Consider the following 17,597-nt stretch of genomic DNA (forward strand, 5'->3'; position numbering starts at 1 on the left):
CCCGAGGTGGTTAGTCCTTCACCCGAGGTGGTTAGTCCTACACCCGAGGTGGTTAGTCCTGCACCCGAGGTGGTCATTCCTGCACCCGAGGTGGTCATTCCTGCACCCGAGGTGGTTAGTCCTGCACCCGAGGTGGTTAGTCCTGCACCCGAGGTGGTCAGTCCTACACCCGAGGTGGTCATTCCTGCACCGGACTCTGTTTGAACAGATGCAGCCGGAGCTGCCCATTTGCCAACTCCAGAGGGGAAGACATAGGAGCTAATGGCTTGGGCAGTTTCAGAACCGAAGACGGAACCCGCTAGGCGTTTGGCTTCTGCTTCGCGTGCAAGCTGGTAAAGTGCGTCGGCTTCGGTGGTTTTACGGCCTGGGGGATCGAGGGTGAGTAACCGATCGCCACTGCCTAGAGTTTTATCCCAGCTGACGGTCATAAACCGTTCTTCTACCCAGTCAGAGGGATAGATGGGAGGAATGGTGACGGGGGCAGAGCGTGCGAGAATTAACCAGCGGCCATCAGCACAGCGATAACCAATATCAACCACATAGATGCGATCGCTAATGGGAATGGGAATATACCATTCTCTAGCTAATTCATCGCAGGGATATTCCTGCATACTGTGGGGACTTTCATAATTGATGTTGATATCTGTAACATCATAGATTCTCAGTGCTAGTTGTTGTCCACCCTGGGTGCGTAATTGTTCTTTTTGATCATTGCTAATATCCCAGTAAGCATAAGCCCATTGAGGGTCACGAGGCATCAGGACAATGCAAGGTTGACCATAACCACTCGGTAAATCTGTTAACTCATCATCTACGGAGGCCAGAACTTCTGGGTCAAAGGAGTTTCCCACTTCAAACTTGGCCGCTTCTATAGCTTCTTGAGCGTCCATTGGTTCAGTGTGTATATGTTTAGCTGGGCTACTAGAGTTTTGAGCTTCCATAATCGCTTGTAGGAGTTCAGACTTACGCATCCGGCTATAGCGGGAAATTTGGTACTCGCTGGCGACCTTACGCAACTGTCGTAAGGTCATCTCAGATAAGGGAGGACGATTATTTGTCATATACAGGCTCTCCTAATGTCTTAATCGTTTGCTCAAGGCTTGAGCTTGGGGATCAATTTCTTAATATATTGCAAAAAAAAAGAGGAGAGCGCAAGGCTTGGGTCTGCCAACTTTAGGTATTTTGACGCGATCTTAGCTCCTCTATCTGTTTTTTGTGATGAAATCATGACTTTTAGTTGAGACTGGGATCGTAAAAGTTATGAAATTATGACAAAATTGAGGGGTCGCTCTACAAGAATAAGCAGATAGGTATGGGATTTGCCTCAAGGGATGACAAGGCAGCTCAAAGGTCGCTATAGCGACCTTTTTCGGTCGTATTTTGTTGAAAAGATCAACTGAAAGCTGGTGATCGCATAACCATAACCTCAAGTTAGAGGGCTAATTGCCCAAAAAATTGCTGGTCTTTTTTCGCTATCTTAAATACTCAAAGCCAAGCGTAGCCTTAGATTCAAGTCTGTTGTCACCCCCTGAGGGGATTTGCACATAAGATTAAACTGTCCCTTGTTTCCTAGCTTCCATTACCGATACCCATTACAAACGTCGATCGCGGTACAATAACAACCACAAATCGATCTACATTCTCTCACTGTGACTTCCTCTCCTTCCTTTCAGTTTGACTCTATAGAAAGCGCGATCGCCGAACTTAAACTTGGTTGTATGGTGGTCGTTGTCGATGATGAAAATCGGGAAAATGAAGGCGATCTTGTTGGCGCTGCACAGTTCGCGACTCCCGATATGATTAACTTTATGGCCGTTTATGCACGGGGTTTAATCTGTTTAGCCATGATCGGAGATCGCCTCGATCAGCTTGACCTCCCCCTTATGGTCACCCACAATACGGATAAAAACCAAACCGCTTTTACCGTCAGTATCGATGCTGCCCCGGAACTAGGCGTAAGCACGGGGATTTCTGCCGAAGACCGGGCCCGTACTATTCAAGTCGCTATTAACCCCCAAACTCAGCCCCACGACTTACGCAGACCGGGGCATATTTTTCCCCTGCGATCGCGGGAAGGGGGAGTTTTGAAACGTGCCGGCCATACGGAAGCCAGTGTTGATTTAGCCCATTTAGCCGGTCTATATCCAGCCGGAATTATCTGTGAAATTCAAAACCCCGATGGTTCCATGGCGCGACTGCCACAACTGATTCGCTATGCCCAATATCATGAACTGAAAATTATTAGTATTGCCGATTTAATTGCCTATCGTTTGCAACACGAACGGTTCGTAAAACGAGAAGCTCTAGCGAGTCTTCCTACTCAATTTGGAGAGTTTAAAATCTACGCCTATCGCAATACCTTAGATGGTTCCGAACATATTGCCATGGTTAAAGGCGATCCGAGTGAATTTTCCGAGCAAGTGGTTACCGTGCGGATGCATTCGGAATGTTTAACGGGAGATGCATTAGGCTCCCTGCGGTGTGATTGTCGAATGCAATTACAAACGGCCCTGAAAATGATTAACCATTCGGGAGCCGGTGTAGTCGTCTATTTACGTCAGGAAGGGCGAGGGATTGGCTTAGTGAATAAACTCAAAGCCTATATGTTGCAAGACCAAGGATTAGATACGGTAGAAGCCAATGAAAAACTAGGCTTTCCGGCTGATTTGCGCAACTATGGAGTTGGGGCGCAAATTCTCAATGATTTGGGCGTGAAAAAATTTCGCTTAATTACCAATAATCCGCGTAAAATTGCTGGATTAAAAGGCTATGGTTTGGAAATGGTCGATCGCGTTCCCCTGTTAATTGAAGCTACGGATCATAATGCTGCCTATTTAGCCACAAAAGCCCAAAAACTGGGTCATTGGCTACTGCAAACCTATTTAGTCACCGTTGCTCTAGAGTGGAAAGACCCCAATCCTTCAGTGACTCAACGCTATGAATGGTTGGAGAAATTGCGCTATTGGTCAGCTCAGAACAACCTACTCCTACAGGAAGAAACTCGTCCAGTAGCGATCGCTCTGTTTACCCATCCCTCTTTAATTGTTCATTTAGGATTCGATCAACCCTATAGCGCTCCCATGGAATGGTATCACGATGTCGAACATCCCTATTCCCAGGCGATCGCCTCCTGGCTAGATTTGCTAGTGGGTTGGTCTCCCGTCGTACGCCTCGAATTTCTGGTCAGCGATGGCTCGGACCCCCTGGATGGCTTGCAGTTGAAGTTGCAAAGGGAACCCTGCGATCTCCAAACCTCTCTTCCTTCTGCTCTGTTCAAGAGTCTGGAAACGCAGAAAATTTATAGCTTTAGCAATAGCAGGGAATGAGTTATAGCGCTTTGCGCTGGGGAATAGGGAATAGGAGATAGCTTGTATTGCTTAGGGTCTAAGGTTTAAAGCTGTACTCCTCTAGAAGAGAGAAGCGCTATAGTTAGGACAGACAAGGGGCTGGAGACCCCTTATTGTAGGCTGATGGCACAGTTTTCTAGGAGTCCTAAGGCTGGGGAGCTTTACCACCGCTTTCTTCTGTCTCAATAGCTTCCTCTGTTCGCCCATAGGGGTTAGTTTTCCGCTCCCATCGGGGAATTAAGCCCACAAAAAAATTGTTCAATGTTACACGAGTTTGGGCGCTTGCAGGGCCTAAAGGTTCCGGAAGAACGCGATCGCCGAGGAATACAAAGGCTAAAAATAGAACACTTGACACAATTAACCAGGGTTTTAAATAGGAAAAATTCATCTTAGTTTCCTCATGATTACTACTAATACTATTTCTCTATGATGATGTGCTTAACAAGGAGCTTAGAGCTAATTGCCGTACTTTATTGATGGTACGTTCAAAGCGAGAAATGGTCTAACCCTATTATTCCCTAGCCTTCAGTTATTTGTTTCATGGATGGTTAATCAAACTCAAGTATTACTCTAAAAGCAAGGTGACTGGACCATCATTATCAATTTTAACCTCCATCATTGCTCCAAATTCTCCCGTTTCTACCGTTAAACCACTCTCCTTCAAGAGATTCACAAACCGATCGTAGAGCGCTTTCGCCGGTTCTGGAGGTGCAGAGCGATCGAAAGAGGGACGACGACCTTTACGACAATTTCCATACAGGGTAAATTGACTAATCACCAATAGTTCACCCTGGATCTCTTGTACGGATTTTTGCCAGCGCCGCCCCATGTTTTCTGGGTCGGGAAACAACCGCAATTCAAGACATTTTTTCGCCATCCATTGAACATCATTCGGCGTATCTGTATCTGTAATTCCCACGAGCAAGTTTAATCCTCGGCCAATTTTACCGATAATCTGGCCATTCACGGAAACGGAAGATGCGGTAACTCGTTGAATTAGGACGCGCATAGAGATATCAAAAATGCTTCAAGGGGGCGATCGCGCTAATGTCGAGCATTCTTGCGATTATTCCACCCATTCAATAATAACTCAAAGCTAGATTGAGTCTGTTATATCAAATCCTAAAAATCACACTACACATCCATCCCCGTGTCCCCGTTTCTCCGTGTCCCCGGGTCAACTATCTGTAGCACATACAGCGCTTTGCGCTGCTATGAGGGACAGTATTGAATCCTTAAAGCCATATACCACAACCCTATTCCCTATTCCCTATTACCTATTCCCTAGCGCAAAGCGCTATATCTAAGGATTTGATATTATTCACGCCCTCACTCCCTCATTACAGCGATTTGCACTGTATCTAGCCCTTCCACTTCCACCGTTATCCCTACTTATTAGTAGATATTTCAAATAGTTATTGCAATTAGGGTTCCATAGAGAGAGCAGAGCCTAAGCCTTTAGCTCTAAAACCCAGTCAAAACAAGGGTTTTACCAATTCACAATCGCTCAAATCACCATCTTTACAAAACTTTATGTTTTTGCAATTGACAATTATTCTGAATTAGATTTTAATAGTTAACTGTTGAAAGTAATTCTCAACAGTTAACACGCTCTGACTCAGTTAACGATCCTATGCAAACCTACGACAACCCAAAAGTCACCTATGACTGGTGGGCAGGCAATGCACGATTTGCCAACCTTTCCGGGCTATTTATTTCAGCCCATGCGGGGCAAGCAGCCCTGATCACATTCTGGGCAGGAGCCTTCACCCTGTTTGAAATTTCTGGATTCGATCCAAGTCAATCCATGGGCGAACAAGGACTGATCCTGCTTCCCCACTTAGCCACCCTAGGATGGGGAGTTGGCGAAGGGGGTCAAGTCACCGATACTTATCCTTACTTCGTCATTGGAGTCATTCACCTGATTTCTTCGGCTGTGTTAGGAGCTGGAGCCTTATTCCACACTTTCAAAGCACCAGAAGACCTCACAACTGCTAAAGGTTTTGCCAAAAATTTTCATTTTGATTGGGAGAACCCCAAGCAATTGGGCATCATCTTAGGGCATCACCTCTTATTCTTGGGTATAGGAGCCTTATTGCTCGTCGGCAAAGCCATGTACTGGGGTGGACTATACGACAGTACAACGGAAACAGTCCGCATTATTAGCAACCCTACCCTCGATCCGTTGACCATCTATGGATATCAAACTCATTTCGCCAGCATTACTAGCTTAGAAGATTTAGTCGGTGGTCATGTGTTTGTTGGTATTCTGCTCATTGGTGGTGGAATTTGGCACATTGTTGTCCCCCCCATGAACTGGGCGAAGAAAGTCTTAACCTTTTCCGGTGAAGCCATTCTCTCCTATTCCCTCGGTGGTATTGCCCTAGCCGGTTTTGTAGCCGCTTACTTCTGTGCCGTAAATACCCTAGCTTATCCAGTTGAGTTTTATGGCCCTGTTTTAGAAGTGAAATTGGGAATTGTGCCTTATTTTGCCGATACCGTTGATTTACCTGGAGGTGCTCATACTTCACGGTGTTGGTTAGCAAATGCCCACTTTTTCCTCGCCTTCTTTTTCCTGCAAGGCCATCTGTGGCACGCTCTACGAGCAATGGGATTTGATTTTCGCCGCGTAGAAAAAGCCCTCAATGCTGTAGAAGGCTAGTAGGACTTCTCCGGGTCAGCAAGTTGTTTTGATTCTCTCCTCTTTTTGTGAGGGGTTTCTGAAGAACTATCAAGATTGGAACCCCTCTTTTTGTATTAACTGATTCTGAATGGATAAAGTAAAAATGGCAAACATTGGACTATTTTTTGCAACTCAAACCGGCAAGACTGAAGAGGCAGCCGAAGCAATTAAAAAGGAATTTGGCGGTGATTCTGTTGTTGCCTTACATGATATGGCTGATGCTAGTGCAGATGATTTCGGCGGTTATCAATATTTGATTATTGCTTGTCCCACTTGGAATATCGGCGAACTCGCTAGTGACTGGGAAGGGTTTTATGAAGATGGACTCGATAGTGTTGATTTTAACGGAAAAAAAGTTGCGTATTTTGGCACAGGAGATCAAATCGGGTACGGCGATAACTTTCAAGATGCTATTGGCATTTTAGAAGAAAAAATTGCTGGTTTAGGGGGAGAAACGGTTGGCTATTGGCCCACTGATGGATATGATTTTAATGAGTCTAAAGCAATACGGAATGGAAAATTTGTTGGTTTGGCTCTTGATGAAGATAATCAACCCGAATTGAGTGAAGGACGAATTAAGACTTGGGTAGAGCAAGTCAAAAAAGAATTTGGTTTATAAGATAAACAACGCTTGAAATTCGCTTCATTTCTTTGAGCAGCTCAGTTTTTGTTTGAGCAGGTAAGTTTAAATCCCTAACCATGGTTAAACTTACCTTTATTTTTCGTCCTTCTTCTTCTTGGAATTATTCATGACTCAATTACCAGATGTCTTGTGGATTAATGTCAGTCCCAGTTTTCGCCGCTTCCATCGTCCCCTGCTGAGGCTATTATCTGCCCATGTACCGCTTGCAGAATGGCAATATGAGCAAACAGAAGATGAAGGAAGTTGTTTAAATCAAGCGTTAGGATTACTCCATCATCATATCAAAAAGCACGATCGCCCCTTACATCTACTCGGTCATGGAACAGGAGGCTTGTTAGCTCTATTATATGGTCGTCGCTATCCGCAAAATGTGCGATCGCTGGCGTTGCTCTCTGTGGGGGTATATCCAGCGATCGATTGGCAAGCCCATTACTATGTACAATTAGGCTTACTGCCCTGTTCGCGCGATCGCATCTTAACCCAAACCGCCTATAATCTCTTTGGCCCTCATTCCCCACCCGTCGTTGAAGAATTAGTTAGAATCCTAGAGAAAGATTTAAGAACGTCCCTCTCTCCCCATTCGCTTTATCGACGCACTCAAATTCTTCCGAGTGAACTCGATCCTCCCCTATTCATCAGTCGGGGACAACAGGATTTAGTCATCGATCCGAGCTTGTGTGAAGGATGGAAACCTTGGTTAAAAGAGAGCGATCGCCTTTGGGAATGTCCCCATGGACGCTACTTTTTCCATCATACTCATGCCCAATTGGTGAAAAGACAGATTCTCAAGTTTTGGCAATCCTTAACTCCACTTCAGTCTACCCTCAAAAGTGCTTAACGGGACTCATATTGGGACTACTTGATTGATGCCTTATTAAGCGCATCATCATAGAGAAATGGTATAAGACTATTACTGAGGGACAAGACTAATGCCCAGCCAGTTCATAGAGAGCCGGCTGGTATTGTGTTATTGGGATGGGTTTTCCGTGTGAGCGTGCAGTTTCCAACCATAATGCCTTGGCTTGAAGCACCTCTACTAGGGCTTCTTGGGGAGTGTCCCCCAGAGCTGAACAATATTTGAGATCCGGAATGTCAGCGATGTAGGTTTCATCTGCTTCACTGTAGAAAATATTGATGTGATAATCTTTCATGGCTAGTCTCTTAAAGTCAGGTTGTATTGTTCCACCAGTTGCAAGAATTGTTTGATTTGATAAATTTTGGCTTGTCCTTTGTAGTTTTAGATGTTAACTATAGCGTTTCTCTCTTCTATGAGGTACAGCTTGAAGCCTTAGAAACTAAGCTCTACAAGCTATTGCCTATTGCCTAGCGCGAAGCGCTATAGATCGTAACTAGATCCGGAATATCTGGATGAATAAATATATGATGACTCCCATTTGTACGATCTAATAAAAAACCAAATTCCTCAACTAAAGAAATAAATTCACTAAACGAAATATTTTTTGATCCACCGAGAACCTTTTCTAGAGTTTTCTGCTTTTTACTCATACAGGAAATGTTCTGTTCATTCGTAAAGTAAAAGTGACTAACGAGTAGTGCATTATCGATGGATGTAGGGTATGGGTAATTTCTTCCCCATCCTCACCCTTCTTCCCCCTCTCCCCCATCTTTTTCTAAAGCATCATTTTAGAGCGGTCAAGGCAGTAGGGTGCGTTAAGAACGCACCCTCAAGAACTCCTTACCCCCCAAAGCCTTTACCGCGATGGTTTGAGGTTAGAGTTAAACAATTATTCAACTGGGAAAGCAGTGTTTCTTTGTCCAAATCTTGACCAATTAACACAAGCTGGTTTTTCGGTTCCCCTTTCCATTCTTTATCGTCGAGCGTAAACCGTTTACCACTCAGGTGGAAGATATGGCACATGGGGCTTTCTTCAAACCAGAGAATCCCCTTAGCGCGAAAAATATTTGCGGGTAACTGGTGATCGAGAAACTTTTGAAACTTCTTAATCGAAAAGGGGCGATCGCTCTGAAATGAAATCGACATAAATCCATCATTTTCCAAATGGTGAGAATGATGGTGATCATGATCGTGATGCTGGTGATGTTCATGATCGCGATCGTGATGCTGGTGATGCTCATGATCATGCTCGTGATTGTGATGATCGTGATGGTCATGATCATGATCGTGGTCATGACCATGATCGGCTTCTTCTTCAAAATATTTATCGGACTCAAATAAACCCACACTCAAAACCAATGGTAAAGACACCTCACTTTTCACTGTCTTTAAAATCCGAGCATCGGGCTTAATATCACGGATTTTCACCTCTACAAGATCCACATCCGCTTCATCCACCAGATCCGTCTTATTCAACAGAATAATATCCCCATAGGCGATCTGACTATAGGCTGCTTCCGAATTAAACAAATCCAAGCTAAAATTCTCCGAATCCACCAGTGTGACAATCGAATCTAGACGGGTTAGATCTCGTAATTCCGTACCCAAAAATGTGAGGGCTACTGGAAGCGGATCGGCGACTCCTGTTGTTTCTACCACCAAATAATCTAAGTTTTGTTGGCGTTCTAGGACACGATAAACGGCATCAGCTAACTCATTATTAATGGTGCAGCAAATACAACCATTACTCAATTCCACCATATCTTCACCAGTGGAAACAATTAGCTCATTATCAATGCCTATTTCGCCAAACTCATTGACAAGAACAGCCGTTTTTACGCCCTGTTGGTTACTGAGAATATGATTAAGCAGGGTTGTTTTCCCACTTCCGAGGAACCCCGTGATGATGGTTACGGGTAAAGGAGGTAAAGCGGTGTCTTGCTGTTGAGATGGGTTGGAGGTTACTGCTGAGGTCATAATGGTACTGTGCAAACGAGTCTCAATTTGTCTATTATCACCCATAAATAGGGAATTGGGCGATCGCCCGACCAATCCAGTCGATCTGAGTTATCAGTCAAGGGGACAATAAGATATAATTAATACCCATAAGATGGACAGACTAGCTAGGTACGGATACGGTGGAGAAGCAAAGTAAACCGCGATCGCCACTCAAGCAGACAGAATGATTACAGATTAAGCGATCGCCGTTGAGTCATTGGAGGCGATTAAGATGTCTAAAAAAGCGGTTTATTCCATTACAGAAAAAATTAAGTTTTCCGGTCTAGTGTTTTTGAGTTGGATGATATTCGGTTTTGTACTAGCCATTATCTTGGAGATTTTATTCGGTATAATTTCAGGATTTTGGATGCTGATACTAGACATATTTTGGATATTGCCTATCCTTTTCTGTGTACTAGGTTTAGTTGGCTTAGGCACGGATATTCTGCAAGGCAAAACATCTGAATATAATCTTGGATATTGGTTCTTTTTACCGTTTTTAACTTTGGCTAGAATGACGGGGTTAAATGAAAAATTTTATATATCCAAGCAATTAAGAAGAGTTGTTTGTTCCCCCTATCTCCCCATCCCCCCATCACAGCGCAAAGCGCTATATGTTGGGGGAAACTCAGAGAATTACGATTGCTATTTCACAGAAATTGTTGAATGAATTAGAAAGCACATTGAATAAAAGCAAACTTGAACGCAAGTTACAAGCATTAGATTGGATGGTATCACCTGTGATTAATTTGATTGCAGAATCAGTAGTTTTATATTCTATTGATGAAATAACTGTACCTAATCTCAGAGATCCAGACGATAATATCTTACTCGTTTTAGAAGCATATCAGGGAATTAGTATGATGACGGCTAAAGATTTTTGGCAAAGATATTTTGAAAGTAATTAAGGGTGACAACCGTATGAGAGCTTCTAGAGGTAAAGCTTTTGAAGATCGCCCCACCATAGCGAGTCAACTGGATTGAGGACAGTTTAGCTAAAAAAAATTTCCCACTCTTCCGGATTCAGAAGAGCCAGCTAGGGATAGTGGTATGGTAGATGCACCCTGATGATTCCCCTTGGCTCCCCCGCTAAGGGGTTTTTTTTTGAGATGGAGGGGGGAATGGAGGATAGGGAGACGCGGAGATTCCTCATTACCAATTACCAATTACCAATTATCGATTACCCATTACAGTGGCATCATGTTAGAGTGATGGCATAAAATCAGTGCAACCCATTGAGCCAAAAAGATTAAACGAACCCTCTGCTATGGATCGGGATTTTGATAAACGCGATAACGAGTCTGACTTGAATACAGATTCTATCCCTATGGCTTCTTGGTCAATGGAACAAGAGGTCAATGGGTTGATGGATGATTTGTTTGAAGATATTGACCGCGTGTTAGATCGCGGCGGCACTCTGCCGAAGAAACCGGTGCAACCGCAATCTGTTTCCCTCAAACCCTTGGATATTCCTTCGATGAAGTTGCCCCAGGCGATCGCCGAAAATCTGGCTCAGATCTCCCCAGAATTAGCCAGTTTAACCCGTATCCCTCAGATCGGGAATCAGACGAATACATTGACAACGGTAGAGGAGAGCCAAATGAGTTCCCCTACTGAGGAAAACCCAGAGATAGAATGGGCAAACTGGGCACAGGATTTAGAACCAACGGTATTACAAGAGGAAGAGGCGCGTCCAGTAGCTCCCCCTGCACCAACGGTTCAACCTTGGTGGGATCGTTGGCTATTGGTTGGGTTGGGGACGGCGATCGCCCTTCCCCTAGGTTGGTGGATATCCAGCAGCCAGGGAGGACAAGGGATACGCCAACAGTTTGCCCAGTTCTTACCCTCTAGTCAACCCAGTCCAGAACCCATGGCTCCGGTTGATTTGTCCTCCACAGCTTTAGCGGATGAAGAGTTTGCCCATTATATGCAACGTGCTTTGAAGTTAAAGGATCAGTTAGAGCAAAATCAGGAGGAGCCACAACTGAGTGACTCTGAAGGTGAAGCGTCTGAAACCCCTCCATCTGCTCCCAGTAAAATTTTGGAGCGCGTGTATATTCCCGTTTATCAACCGACTCCAGCACCTGCACCTTCTCCAGAGGTGGCGGCTGCACCGTTACCGAGTCCTACTGATGATAGCGCGGATAGCGCGTCCCCTTCCCCCGTGCCGTCACCTGTTGTTCCCCAGGCGAGCAGTAGTCCACCAGAGAGTCCGCCAGAGAATATGATGTTGACGGGAATTCTGGAATTGGGCGATCGCTCGGCTGCCTTATTTGAAATTGAGGGCATGTCTCGGCGGTTTCAAGTCGGAGAAATGATTGGTTCGAGTGGATGGATGTTGGTGGATATTGTCAATCAAGAAGCCGTCATTCGTCGTAATGGTGAAGTGCGATCGGTGTTTGTCGGTCAAAAGTTTTGAGAGTTACTGTAGGGGCAGGTTGACTAAATTCTCTGGTTTTCTAATCCAAGTGTTAGCGAACCTCCCCTTACAACGGGTTTACGATTCTGTCAGTGGAAGGAGGAGAAAATAGTGGGTATTTTTGATGATATTAATCGCTTTTTAGAAGATCGTTTGGATGAATTTCTACGCAAGCATCCCCAGTTGGAGCTGTCGATTTTAGAAGATCAGCTCCATGAACAACAGGAAGATACCCTGCGCCTGATTGTCGATTTACAGCGTCAGGAAAAACAAGCCCAAGAAGAAATTATAGCAACGGCTCAGGAAATTCAGCGTTGGCATACTTGGGTGCAAAAGGCAACTGCAAAAGGGCGGATGGATTTAGCACAAGCAGCACAAGAGAGAGAAAATGCCCTGTTGCATAAAGGGAATCAGTTATGGGGAAAAATGCAAGGCTGTAAACAGAGAATTGCTAAAGCCAAAGAACTATATCAGGAAATTAAAAAGCGCAAGGAAGAGGTTCATGCTAGGGTTTTACAAATGGAAGCTGAAGCCAGTGCCAGTGACCAACAAAAAACAACCCATTCTCCTCCTGGTTGGAATCAGGGTTACACTCCCATTGGCAGTAGTCCCGATCAGTTAGAAGAAGAATTTCGCCGTTGGGAAGCCGATCAAGAATTGCAAGATTTGAAAGACCAGATGAAGAATTGATTATGAATAATAGACTTCGGTAGGGTGGGAACTGCCAGCCCTACTGGACTTAATATTAGGCTTTGCCCATCGATAATTTGACTCGGTTAATCCAATTTTTGTGCCGATTCAAAATCTGAGAATAGGGTAAATCAGTTTCAAAGATTTCGGTGAGAATAAAGGGTTGAAAGATCTGGGGAAACCATTGGGTTAGTTTTTTCCCTAACATCACATGGAAGAGAAATTCTAGAAACATGGGTTTACTACGGGGAAAGGTATAGTCAGCCAATTCTCTGAGGGCATGAACTTCAGGAAGTCTTTGGCAGGAAAATTCAGGCAGTGCTTTGGCCCAATCATCCTGATATTGGTCTAATAAACCTGTACAAAACAAAACATCTTGTAGGGCGCAGTTACAGCCTTGACCAATGGAAGCAGAAACGGCATGAACGGCATCACCAATTAATAAGATCCGGTCTTGATCGTGGAGGCGATCGCATTTGACGGTTAAGATTCTGGAAGGCTGGCGTTGTTTTAAGGCATTGGCTTCTTCTAAAGGCATTAATTCCCCTAAAGGATGACAATGTTCTTGCAAGAATTGTAACACTTGTTCCCCGGTTTGGAGACCTTCTAAAGGGTTGCAATCTGGAGGGAAAACAAGGGTTCCATGAAGCCAATCTTCAGCCTGGGGAACCATGAGTAAGCGCATACCCTCTCCTAAATTCCAGCTATGAATGCGATCTCCAGCCAGTTCAATGTTTTTGTCCTGGTTGATACGGGGAGAGAACGCGGAAATATAGGCATCGGGAACATACTCTTGTTCACACTGAAAATCAGTGGTTTTTACCAATACTTCCCGGACTCGCGATCGCACGCCATCTGCACCGACAAGGCGATCAAAGCCTACACTAAAGGGTTTGCCGTCTCTAGGTTGGAGGGTAATGGTGTTTTGCTGGCGATCGAGATCTATACAAGTACAGTCAAACTTTACGGTTAAATGGTCATTTCCATAACGATTTAACAAATGCTCTAGGAGAACGACAGTTAATTGATTGCGATCGGTCATCCAAATGGGAGTTTTGCGATCAATCTGACGCGGTTTTCCTTTGGAGCGATGCAAGAGGGTTCCTTGAGAGAGGATAGCATGGGAGGAGATCGCGTCTTTTAAGCCTTCAATAGATTCCAGAGCTTGCAGTCCTCGTAACTGAAGCGTGAGGGGAAATGTGCGCTGATTCGAGGGTTCTATGAGACGGGGATCGCTACGACGCTCGTAGAGTTCAACCTTATATTTCCCTCGCAAGAGCAAGGAATGGGCCATTAATAAACCCGCAGGACCTGCACCGATAATGATTATTTTTTCCATGATGATTGGATTTTGATTTTCCTTTTCCTAATTATGACTGAAAATTCCTAAGCCATTATGAACTCTAGCCGCAGTCGAAGGGGGACGGTTAATCATTTGTCCGCCGAGGATCAAACTGGTGGAACTACCGCCATCTAAGTTTAAGGCGTGAATAGCTCCAAGTTTTTGCATGAGTTCGGCAGTTTCGGTTAAGCTAGCTCCTAATCCACCGATGCGGTTATGGATGGTGACGAGTATCAGTTCACCAGAGTTAGTAATTCCGAAAACACTGCGAATGGCAGATTGTTGGGCAAAGGCACGGCTAAATCCTTCCGCTTGAGCATCAACAACAATTTGTTGATTTTTGATTAGTAAGGGACCGCCGCCGATAATATGGGGAAAGGAATTAAAGTTAGAGGGATTAGTGGTACTTTCTAAGGTTACGGTTGTGCCAGGCATCAGGCTGGCTTTGGCGCTAGAGAGCGATCGCAAAACCAATAAGTATCCCGTATCGGGAATATCCGTCACTTCCGCATTTTCTACATGCCGAGTAACTCGGTTATTCTCAACAACGATAATCACTTCTCCGGCGGTTAAGGGCGTATAACTCTTACCCCATTGAGGTGTAAAGCGAGAAATTCCTCCTTTAACATAGCCACTGTTGAGAACAACTAAGGTAAATTGTCCGCCAGTTGATGTAGTAATTACTTCTTCTAGGGCGAGGCGGTCAATGGCAGTGCTGCCCTGATTATCCCAGGCGATCGCCCCCCGATTCAAGATGGGCCCAGAATACCAGGTTCCGTGCCAACGAATTGCCCCCAAAGGTAATCGGTTATTGCGGTTAAAAAATCCAGCATTAATGGCAGCTAGAGTTTTACAAAATTCTCCCATTTTTAATAACGGGGTTGTACCTTCCATGGTGTGAGCGTAAGTCCAAATCGGTTCTAAATTCAGTTTCGGCGTTTGATTTGGAGACAGCGTTAAGGACGTAACCGGAAAACGATCGGAACCTAAGGATACATATTCTTCTTTCCAGCGCAGTCCCGGCAACCAAATAATATTTCGGTTGCGGGGAATATCGGGGCGAATCTCCAGAATTAAGGTATAGGGATTGGTTTGAGTAATGGCTTTTACGGGGAGTCCAGGAGGAAGATTCCCTTGAATTAAAAGATGCTGGGGATCGGCCGTTATTGTCGGGCGTAACGGTTGGGACGTATCGGCAATGACTTCTCCTTCATTCACTTCTTCGGAGGAAGGTCGAGGACTTTCAGGGGTAACGATTGAGGGGTTTTGATAGTCGTCTAAAATACTTTGCTTAATTGCTGTATCCAGGGTAACTTGCCAATCAAACGTATCTTGTCGGAGTTGATAGGGGGTGGGTTCGGTGAGGTTAATTTTCAGACGAAAACCGATCGCGCGATCGCCCTCAAACAGATTTTCCGTTTGTATCCCAGTAACATTTGTCATCGGCTTCGTGAGCACTAACGTATCGCCGTTAACCGCCATCATTAACGACTGCTGTTTTCGCCAGTTCGTAATCTCCAGATGACGATAATGGTTATGACGTTGCGCTGGCAGGGGAATGGGGAGAGAAAACCATTGAACCGGTTGTTGACTTGGGTTTTCCGTATTCAGCAAGTCAATTCCCATACCCTGAATCAGTCCAGCATCGGCGATCGCCGTTCGCGCGAATAAACCATTACTCCATTGATTCCAAGTTGCCGCACGGGTTTTTCCATTAATGGAAATCCGGGTTCCTTCCCGAATCGGGCCAGCCGGAAACACTTCTAAAATATAGTCTGAGGGAATCGGTTCCACTTTACCCAACAGCAGTAAAGATTGATAGAAAAACGCCGCCACTTCTGCACGAGTTGCATCCCGGTTGGGGTGGAAAACCCTTAGATCTGGATAGTTCACCACCAGGTTAGCGCGGGTTGCTAAATGCAGCGCATCCCGACCATATTGGGGCACACTGGAGGCATCTTCATAAATGTCTTCTAGGGGAGCAAGAGGTTGACTGCGATCGACCAGGGTATGAACCCGCAACCCACTGACTAAAGAGACAATAATCTGAATCCGGGTAACATTGGCTTGGGGTCGAAATCGACGACCTGGAAAGCCTGATATAAAATTGGTCTCGTAAGCCCAAATGATGGCTTGAGTCGCCCAAAAATTCGCTCCAACATCGATAAACGGCGTGTAGGGTCTTTTTTGGGGTTGTTGTAGGGCAGCTTGGAGTATAACGGCATATTCAGCGCGAGTCATGGGGCGATCGGGCCGAAATGTCCCGTCAGGGAATCCATTGACAATGCGGCGATCGCGCAATGCTTGGATAAAGGGGAATGCCCAATGATTGAGAGTATCGGGAAAGGAAGACATCGTTCAATTAAAAATTAAAAATGATTATAACGGACTAGCCGAACAGGATATGATTGCCAATCTAATTTTATCAATGTTGATCACCGTGGGTTTGGCCATACTGGGCATTTGGTTTGCAGGACTCCCCGGTTATTTTATTGTCTGGCTCTCCCAACCTTTTATCCGGTTTTGTTTTGGTCAAAGGGCCCTATCTAATTTGAATGCTCAACAAAGTTTTGCCGCAGTTTTTCTGGTATCTTTGTTTTGGGGATTTAATGTTCTTCCTGGGTATTTGGTGGCGTTTGTTTGGCTAAAAGAATATACCTTGATCAGTCAAATTCCAATTTTTGTCGGCGTGGTGTATGTAGGCAGTATGATCGTTGCTCTGCTAACCTATGGCTGGGTTTTGGGAAAATAGAAAGCTAATTGCTCCTTGAGAGGCAAGTAGTTCTCAGCTTGTTGTTAAGCGCATTTTCGCATAAAAATGGTCTCAGGAGTAAGGTGTATTGATGACAGTGAAGAGGGTTTGTTAAAATCAGATCAACGTTCACGTTCTATGTAGACAGAGGTTGTTACATGACGATTATTCTTGATAATCTTGAGCCAGAAATATTAGAAAAGCTCAAAAACACAGCCATTTCTCATGGTCGAACCGTGACAGAAGAAATTAAGGTTATTTTAACCGAAAAGTTAGATCAACCCCAAAAAATGAAAAATCCTGAAGAATTAGGGTGGAGTGAAGGATTCTTTGAGAAAACAGCAGGGGCTTGTGCGGATGATCCGATTCGGATTGACAGTGGAGGAATTGACTCCAACTTAGATCATTCTTTTGCCAATGTATTGAATGATTAATTCCATGATATATTTGTTGGATACCAATGTAATTGTTACATACTTAAATAATCGTTCTACCGCTATTAGAGAACGCTTGCAGCAAATACCGATTCAGGATATTTGTGTTTGTTCTATTGTTAAAGCTGAATTGTTTTATGGCGCAAACAAAAGCAATAATCCGGTCAAGACATTATTCAGGAAAAAAGATTTTTTGTCTGAATTCATCTCTCTTCCATTTGACGATCATTCAGCCGAAGTCTATGGAAGTATTCGAGCAGACTTAGAGCGAAAAGGAACGCCGATTGGTGCGTATGATTTGCAAATTGCAGCGATCGCGATCGCCTATAACTTAACCCTGGCAACCCATAATACCAGGGAATTTGCACGAATTGATCGGCTATCCTACGAAGATTGGAATGCTTAGAGAATAGAATAGAAGAGACACAGGAAA

At 44.6% G+C, this 17,597-nt stretch carries 19 protein-coding genes and 1 pseudogene; 12 read left to right on the forward strand and 8 right to left on the reverse strand.

Annotated features, from left to right (window positions below; all coding sequences use genetic code 11):
• Positions 1–48: 48 nt before the first annotated feature.
• Positions 49–204: a hypothetical protein gene (locus PN466_RS26510; RefSeq protein WP_390890055.1), complete on the forward strand. Its 156-nt coding sequence runs from the start codon at positions 49–51 to the stop codon at positions 202–204.
• 290 nt (positions 205–494) lie between these two features.
• Here the strand turns inward: PN466_RS26510 and PN466_RS26515 are convergent.
• A pseudogene (locus tag PN466_RS26515) lies at positions 495–1,061 on the reverse strand (DUF4912 domain-containing protein); the annotation flags it as partial.
• 588 nt (positions 1,062–1,649) lie between these two features.
• Between PN466_RS26515 and ribBA the strand changes: the two are divergent.
• Positions 1,650–3,326 carry a bifunctional 3,4-dihydroxy-2-butanone-4-phosphate synthase/GTP cyclohydrolase II gene (gene ribBA, locus PN466_RS21635; RefSeq protein WP_271943832.1) on the forward strand — a complete coding sequence of 559 codons (1,677 nt, stop codon included), beginning with the start codon at positions 1,650–1,652 and terminating at the stop codon, positions 3,324–3,326.
• Between the two features lie 166 nt (positions 3,327–3,492).
• On the opposite strand, the gene PN466_RS21640 is transcribed toward ribBA, so the two are convergent.
• Positions 3,493–3,735: a hypothetical protein gene (locus PN466_RS21640; protein WP_271943835.1), complete on the reverse strand. Its 243-nt coding sequence runs from the start codon at positions 3,733–3,735 to the stop codon at positions 3,493–3,495.
• A 177-nt stretch (positions 3,736–3,912) separates the two neighbouring features.
• Positions 3,913–4,356 carry a D-aminoacyl-tRNA deacylase gene (gene dtd / locus PN466_RS21645; RefSeq protein WP_271943838.1) on the reverse strand — a complete coding sequence of 148 codons (444 nt, stop codon included), beginning with the start codon at positions 4,354–4,356 and terminating at the stop codon, positions 3,913–3,915.
• A 624-nt stretch (positions 4,357–4,980) separates the two neighbouring features.
• Here dtd and PN466_RS21650 point away from each other — a divergent pair.
• From PN466_RS21650 to PN466_RS21660, 3 genes are all read left to right on the forward strand, one after another.
• Positions 4,981–6,009, forward strand: coding sequence for a chlorophyll a/b binding light-harvesting protein (locus tag PN466_RS21650; protein WP_271943841.1), 1,029 nt, complete (start codon positions 4,981–4,983; stop codon positions 6,007–6,009).
• A gap of 124 nt (positions 6,010–6,133) precedes the next feature.
• Entirely contained in the window at positions 6,134–6,649 is a 516-nt protein-coding gene (gene fldA / locus PN466_RS21655) for a flavodoxin FldA (protein ID WP_271943844.1), read from the forward strand.
• A gap of 130 nt (positions 6,650–6,779) precedes the next feature.
• Positions 6,780–7,511: an alpha/beta fold hydrolase gene (locus tag PN466_RS21660; RefSeq protein WP_271943846.1), complete on the forward strand. Its 732-nt coding sequence runs from the start codon at positions 6,780–6,782 to the stop codon at positions 7,509–7,511.
• 88 nt (positions 7,512–7,599) lie between these two features.
• Here PN466_RS21660 and PN466_RS21665 read toward each other — a convergent pair whose 3' ends face one another.
• The 3 genes from PN466_RS21665 to PN466_RS21670 all read right to left on the reverse strand — a co-directional run bounded on the left by PN466_RS21665 (position 7,600) and on the right by PN466_RS21670 (position 9,506).
• Entirely contained in the window at positions 7,600–7,824 is a 225-nt protein-coding gene (locus tag PN466_RS21665; protein WP_271943848.1) for a type II toxin-antitoxin system HicB family antitoxin, read from the reverse strand.
• A gap of 172 nt (positions 7,825–7,996) precedes the next feature.
• The gene (locus PN466_RS26520; RefSeq protein WP_390890053.1) at positions 7,997–8,179 is read right to left on the reverse strand and encodes a type II toxin-antitoxin system HicA family toxin; all 183 of its coding nucleotides are present in this window, start codon (positions 8,177–8,179) and stop codon (positions 7,997–7,999) included.
• Between the two features lie 190 nt (positions 8,180–8,369).
• Positions 8,370–9,506, reverse strand: a complete 1,137-nt coding sequence (locus PN466_RS21670; RefSeq protein WP_271943850.1) for a CobW family GTP-binding protein — start codon at positions 9,504–9,506, stop codon at positions 8,370–8,372.
• 253 nt (positions 9,507–9,759) lie between these two features.
• On the opposite strand from PN466_RS21670, the gene PN466_RS21675 reads away from it, so the two are divergent.
• The 4 genes from PN466_RS21675 (at position 9,760) to PN466_RS21690 (ending at position 12,636) form a co-directional block, all read left to right on the forward strand.
• Positions 9,760–10,197, forward strand: coding sequence for a hypothetical protein (locus PN466_RS21675; RefSeq protein WP_271943854.1), 438 nt, complete (start codon positions 9,760–9,762; stop codon positions 10,195–10,197).
• Positions 10,190–10,435, forward strand: coding sequence for a hypothetical protein (locus PN466_RS21680; protein ID WP_271943857.1), 246 nt, complete (start codon positions 10,190–10,192; stop codon positions 10,433–10,435). Before PN466_RS21675 ends, PN466_RS21680 begins: the two co-directional genes overlap by 8 nt.
• Positions 10,436–10,794: 359 nt before the next feature.
• Positions 10,795–11,946: a hypothetical protein gene (locus PN466_RS21685; RefSeq protein WP_271943860.1), complete on the forward strand. Its 1,152-nt coding sequence runs from the start codon at positions 10,795–10,797 to the stop codon at positions 11,944–11,946.
• 111 nt (positions 11,947–12,057) lie between these two features.
• On the forward strand, positions 12,058–12,636 hold the full coding sequence (locus PN466_RS21690) for a TIGR04376 family protein (RefSeq protein WP_271943862.1): 579 nt from the start codon (positions 12,058–12,060) through the stop codon (positions 12,634–12,636).
• Between the two features lie 55 nt (positions 12,637–12,691).
• Here the strand turns inward: PN466_RS21690 and PN466_RS21695 are convergent, their stop codons facing one another.
• Together PN466_RS21695 and PN466_RS21700 are read right to left on the reverse strand one after the other, a co-directional pair.
• A complete protein-coding gene (locus tag PN466_RS21695) occupies positions 12,692–13,975 on the reverse strand; it encodes an FAD-dependent oxidoreductase (RefSeq protein WP_271943865.1) in 1,284 nt (427 codons plus the stop codon).
• 27 nt (positions 13,976–14,002) lie between these two features.
• Positions 14,003–16,333 (reverse strand): phosphodiester glycosidase family protein, encoded by a 2,331-nt coding sequence (locus tag PN466_RS21700; RefSeq protein WP_271943867.1) that lies wholly within the window; start codon positions 16,331–16,333, stop codon positions 14,003–14,005.
• Between PN466_RS21700 and PN466_RS21705 the strand changes: the two genes are divergently transcribed.
• The 3 genes from PN466_RS21705 (at position 16,308) to vapC (ending at position 17,570) form a co-directional block, all read left to right on the forward strand.
• A complete protein-coding gene (locus tag PN466_RS21705) occupies positions 16,308–16,730 on the forward strand; it encodes a hypothetical protein (protein WP_271943869.1) in 423 nt (140 codons plus the stop codon). The genes PN466_RS21700 and PN466_RS21705 overlap by 26 nt on opposite strands.
• Before the next feature lie 158 nt (positions 16,731–16,888).
• A complete protein-coding gene (locus tag PN466_RS21710) occupies positions 16,889–17,164 on the forward strand; it encodes a hypothetical protein (RefSeq protein ID WP_271943872.1) in 276 nt (91 codons plus the stop codon).
• A gap of 4 nt (positions 17,165–17,168) precedes the next feature.
• Positions 17,169–17,570, forward strand: coding sequence for a type II toxin-antitoxin system tRNA(fMet)-specific endonuclease VapC (vapC, locus tag PN466_RS21715; protein WP_271943874.1), 402 nt, complete (start codon positions 17,169–17,171; stop codon positions 17,568–17,570).
• Positions 17,571–17,597: the final 27 nt, after the last annotated feature.

It is taken from the genome of Roseofilum reptotaenium CS-1145 (assembly GCF_028330985.1).
Classification (GTDB): Bacteria; Cyanobacteriota; Cyanobacteriia; order Cyanobacteriales; family Desertifilaceae; genus Roseofilum; species Roseofilum reptotaenium.

Coding starts and splice junctions, on each gene's coding strand:
- PN466_RS21640 (WP_271943835.1), bottom strand. CDS start 3,735: ATGAATTTTTCCTATTTAAAACCCTGGTTAATTGTGTCAAGTGTTCTA.
- vapC (WP_271943874.1), top strand. CDS start 17,169: ATGATATATTTGTTGGATACCAATGTAATTGTTACATACTTAAATAAT.
- fldA (WP_271943844.1), top strand. CDS start 6,134: ATGGCAAACATTGGACTATTTTTTGCAACTCAAACCGGCAAGACTGAA.
- PN466_RS21685 (WP_271943860.1), top strand. CDS start 10,795: ATGGATCGGGATTTTGATAAACGCGATAACGAGTCTGACTTGAATACA.
- dtd (WP_271943838.1), bottom strand. CDS start 4,356: ATGCGCGTCCTAATTCAACGAGTTACCGCATCTTCCGTTTCCGTGAAT.
- PN466_RS21670 (WP_271943850.1), bottom strand. CDS start 9,506: ATGACCTCAGCAGTAACCTCCAACCCATCTCAACAGCAAGACACCGCT.
- PN466_RS21650 (WP_271943841.1), top strand. CDS start 4,981: ATGCAAACCTACGACAACCCAAAAGTCACCTATGACTGGTGGGCAGGC.
- PN466_RS21695 (WP_271943865.1), bottom strand. CDS start 13,975: ATGGAAAAAATAATCATTATCGGTGCAGGTCCTGCGGGTTTATTAATG.
- PN466_RS21675 (WP_271943854.1), top strand. CDS start 9,760: ATGTCTAAAAAAGCGGTTTATTCCATTACAGAAAAAATTAAGTTTTCC.
- PN466_RS21710 (WP_271943872.1), top strand. CDS start 16,889: ATGACGATTATTCTTGATAATCTTGAGCCAGAAATATTAGAAAAGCTC.
- PN466_RS21665 (WP_271943848.1), bottom strand. CDS start 7,824: ATGAAAGATTATCACATCAATATTTTCTACAGTGAAGCAGATGAAACC.
- PN466_RS21700 (WP_271943867.1), bottom strand. CDS start 16,333: ATGTCTTCCTTTCCCGATACTCTCAATCATTGGGCATTCCCCTTTATC.
- PN466_RS21660 (WP_271943846.1), top strand. CDS start 6,780: ATGACTCAATTACCAGATGTCTTGTGGATTAATGTCAGTCCCAGTTTT.
- PN466_RS26520 (WP_390890053.1), bottom strand. CDS start 8,179: ATGAGTAAAAAGCAGAAAACTCTAGAAAAGGTTCTCGGTGGATCAAAA.